We start from the raw sequence: 3,890 nt of genomic DNA, 5'->3' as shown, positions 1-3,890 counted from the left end.
GTGCCACCGACAAAAAGTCCCTCAAATCGCGGCGAAAACTCGCCGGCTGGTCTCCCGACTACCTCGCAAAACTCCTCGATCCGACGGCATGAAATATGGATTCGAAGCCCTGAGCCTCCACCTCGGGAACTACATACACTGGCGATGTCATCGACGGAAAACGCGTCGTCAGCGCCCTCGACGTGAACGATCTCGAGCCCGGCAGCGTGCACCGACTGTATTTCCGGGATGTCGAGACCCCCACGGGGCAGCACTGGCACGTGTCGGTGACGGTCGCCAGGGGCGCGTCTCCCGGCAAGCGCATCGTCCTCACGAGTGGCCTGCACGGCGACGAGATGAGCTCGATCCATACCGTGCAGACGGTGATGAACCAGCTCGATCCGGCCGCAATGTCGGGCACGGTGATGGCGGTCACCGACGTCTCGCGCCCCGCTTTGGAAGGCATGCAGCGCCGCTGGCCGAATTCCGGCCGGGGCATCGACCTGACCGACATGAACCGGGAATGGCCCGGGAACGAGAACGGACCCACAGCGGCCGGCCGGCACGCCGACCTCCTGTTCAACCGTCTGCTGCGCCCCAACGCCAACTATGCGATCGATTTCCATACCGGCACGACCGGCTTCGGGGTCACGGGGTTCAACATCGGGGAGATGCGCCTGCCCCAGGTCAGGGCGATGATGGAACTCTATCCGGTCAGCCAGATCGCCGACAATCCGGCCTATCCCGGCGTCCTGCACAACGCTTTCATCGACGCAGGCATCCCCTCCTTCTGTCCGGAGGTCGGCGCAGCGCGGGTGCTCGATTCCGATCTCATCGCGCTTTTCGTCGAAGGTACGATGAACGTGCTCAAGCATCACGGCATCCTTGCCGGCTTGATGGGCCGCACCGGGGGAGACGTGCGTGTCTTTGTCGGCAACGCCTCGTTCCCTGTCCTTGCGAGTGCGGGCGGGCTGGTGGAATACCGCGTCAAGCTCAATGACCCGGTCGAGATGGGGCAGACGATTGCCATCCAGCGCGACAGCTTCGGCGAGGTGGCCGCGGAGTATGTGAGCGGCGTGTCCGGAGAAATCCTCGGCCTGCGCAGCGACGCCATGGCCGAACCCGGAAATCCGTTGGCCTTCATCCTTTACGCCAAGCCGGAGCCAGTAGAGGCCGAGACCTACCCGGAGTGATCTGCCGTTCGGCCTGGGGCGGTCGCGACACCGCAGGGATCACCTCACGGAGAGCCGGCAACCGGAGCCCGGCAACGATCGACCGGCTCGCGCGACGAGGCGAAGCATATCCATGAAAAGATTCTGGTCGGGCATCTCGGTCGTCGGGCTCCTCCTCGGGCTGACCTTCGTAGCCGCCTCGCTGACGCCCTCCCTGATCCCACGAGGGCCGGTTGTGCAGGGCGTTCTCGCCGGCGTGGTGATGACGCTCGGGTATCTGTGCGGGCGGATCGTCCTCGGTATCTGGACTCTTGCGGACATGCCGATGCTCAAAGGTCGCGCTCGGCGGGTCGCGCTCTTCGTGCTGACGATGGCGGTCCTCGCCATCCTGGCGGCGTCGCTTGCCTTTTCGCTCGTCTGGCAGAACGACCTCCGTGCCCGGATGGGCATGGAGCAGGCGGCAAGCGCTCGCCTCACCGGGACGCTCCTGCTGGCGGCGGCGGTCTTTGCACTCCTGTTCGCTATGGGCTTGGCCGCACATCGCCTCTACCGCCTCGTCCGTTCGCGGCTCGAACGCGTGATGCCGCCCCGGCGCGCGACGACGCTCGCGTTCGTTGCCGTAGGCGGCGCCCTCTTCATCGTCACCCGGGACGGTCTCCTCGACGCCACGATCGGCTTTCTCGACGCGAGCTACGAGGAGGCGCAGGAGCTGTTCGACGCGGCACCGCCGGCTCCAGCGCAAGATCGCGTTCCGGGAAGCCCGGCTTCGCTCGTCGATTGGGCCGGAATGGGACAGCCGGGGCGCGACTTCGTCACGTCGGGGCCAGACGCGACCGCGATATCCGCTTTCACCGGTGCTCCAGCCCGCGACCCGGTGCGGGTCTATGTCGGCCGCGCAAATGCCGAGACGCCGCAGGCGCGCGCGGCGCTCGCCCTGGAGGAGTTGATCAGGCTCGACGCTTTCGACCGCTCCATCCTCGTCGTCGCAAGCCCGACCGGGACTGGCTGGATGGATCCCGGCTCGCACGATCCACTCGAGTACATGCATGGCGGCGACGTCGCGACGGTCGCGGTGCAGTACTCGTACATGCAGTCTCCCTTCGCTCTGCTGTTCGAGACGCAGACCGGCCTCGAGCAGGCGAGCGCAACGTTATCGACGATCCATGCCCACTGGAAGACCCTGCCCGAAGACGCGCGTCCGCGTCTCTACGTTCATGGGCTGAGCCTCGGCGCCTGGTCGTCGATGCATGCGACCAACCTGTTCTACCTTGTCGATCAACCTATCGCGGGTGCCTTCTGGGTAGGGCCGCCTTTCCCGTCGCAATTCTGGCAGCGCGCGCAGCGCATGCGCGATCCGACGAGCCCCTGGGTGCAGCCGCGCATCGGCGACGGATCGCTGGCACGCGTTGCATCTCGCACCAGCGACGGCTCCGAGGGCGCCGCGCCGTGGGGGCGGATGCGGATCGTCTTCCTGCAATATCCGAGCGATCCGATCGTGTTCTACGAGCCGCAGTCAGTCTGGCGTCGCCCGGTCTGGATGGCCGAGCCGCCGGGCGATGGGGTGTCGCCGTATTTGCGTTTCCTGCCGATCGTCACCCACTTCCAACTCGCTGTCGACATGGCGCTGTCGACGGCCACGCGGGCCGGCTACGGACACGCGTACTATGGGCGCGACTACATCGCTCCCTGGGCCGAGGTCACCGCTCCGGACGGATGGACTGCCGCGGATACGGAACGGCTTCGAGGGCATTGCGATCACGGGTTCCAGCTGGGTTGTTCAGGCAAATAGTGCGCATCGACCGCACGTAGCCGAAGCGTATCGCGCGTCCCGTCGCTGCCCTATCCGCGTATACCTATCGAAGCGTACAGGCTCGCCGGCCAATGGCGCAACAGCACGCAAAACCACGCGAGCAGATCGGTTCGCAGATGGAGCGCCGGCGCACTCTAATACTTGTCACGGCCAAATAATGTAGAGATAGGCAAGATACGCGGCCAAAAGAACGGCGCCCTCTCTGCGAGCGATCCGGAGTCCGGTCGCCGCGAATACCACGAATATGAGCGTGACACCCACCATCAACAAATTGTCGAAGATTACAATCTCTTGCGGTACGCGCGTTGGGGAAATCAACGCAGTCGCGCCACCGATCCCGAGTAGGTTGTAAATATTGGACCCGACAATATTGCCGAAAGCGACGTCGCCTTGTCGCTTCAGAGCCGCCACGACCGATGTGACAAGCTCCGGCATGGAGGTTCCAACCGCAACGATGGTCAATCCGATGACTGTTTCCGGGATCCTGAAGGACTCCGCGATTGCGACCGCACCCTCGACGAGAAAGCGCCCACCCAGGACGACGAGCACGAGGCCGCCTATTGCCAGAAGGAGCGGGTATATCAGCCCACCTTGGCGTCGAGGTCCGGGCGTCACGGCCGGGTCTACAGTCTGTAGCGCTGTCGCTTTGTCGTGGACGGCCCCATGCTCACCCGAGCCGCTTTCTTGGCGGAAGGCAAGGTAGATGTAGACCGCCAAGGCGCCGAGGAAGGCTAGGCCCACCAAGCGCCCGAACGGCACCAGAAAGGCCAAGGCTGCGAAGACCACCGAGACTCCGAGCATGACCATCGCGTCCCGTTGAACCGCCCCGGGTTTCCCGGAGACCATTTGGTTTGAGTCCTACGCGGCTATCGGCACGGCCTCAAGCTTGACGTAGTAGGCGGCTTCCGCCTCGGCGGGCGGGAGGTTGC

General features: G+C 64.8%; 2 protein-coding genes and 1 pseudogene. 2 read left to right on the top strand and 1 reads right to left on the bottom strand.

All coding sequences use genetic code 11. The features are described from left to right. Nucleotides 1-119: 119 nt before the first annotated feature. Together VQ042_RS24900 and VQ042_RS24895 are read left to right on the top strand one after the other, a co-directional pair. Nucleotides 120-1,172 (top strand): annotated as a pseudogene (locus VQ042_RS24900) (M14 family metallopeptidase); the annotation flags it as partial. A gap of 112 nt (nt 1,173-1,284) precedes the next feature. Continuing rightward, nucleotides 1,285-2,940 (top strand): alpha/beta hydrolase, encoded by a 1,656-nt coding sequence (locus VQ042_RS24895; protein WP_331822946.1) that lies wholly within the window; start codon nt 1,285-1,287, stop codon nt 2,938-2,940. Between the two features lie 165 nt (nt 2,941-3,105). Here the strand turns inward: VQ042_RS24895 and VQ042_RS24890 are convergent, their stop codons facing one another. Further along, nucleotides 3,106-3,807, bottom strand: a complete 702-nt coding sequence (locus tag VQ042_RS24890) for a sodium:calcium antiporter (protein ID WP_331822945.1) — start codon at nt 3,805-3,807, stop codon at nt 3,106-3,108. Between the last annotated feature and the right edge of the window lie 83 nt (nt 3,808-3,890).

Origin of the sequence: Aurantimonas sp. A2-1-M11, from assembly GCF_036549475.1 — a bacterium.
Lineage (GTDB): Bacteria > Pseudomonadota > Alphaproteobacteria > Rhizobiales > Rhizobiaceae > Aurantimonas.
Note: the sequence above shows the minus strand (reverse complement) of the source record. Positions and strands in the feature narration are given on the sequence as shown.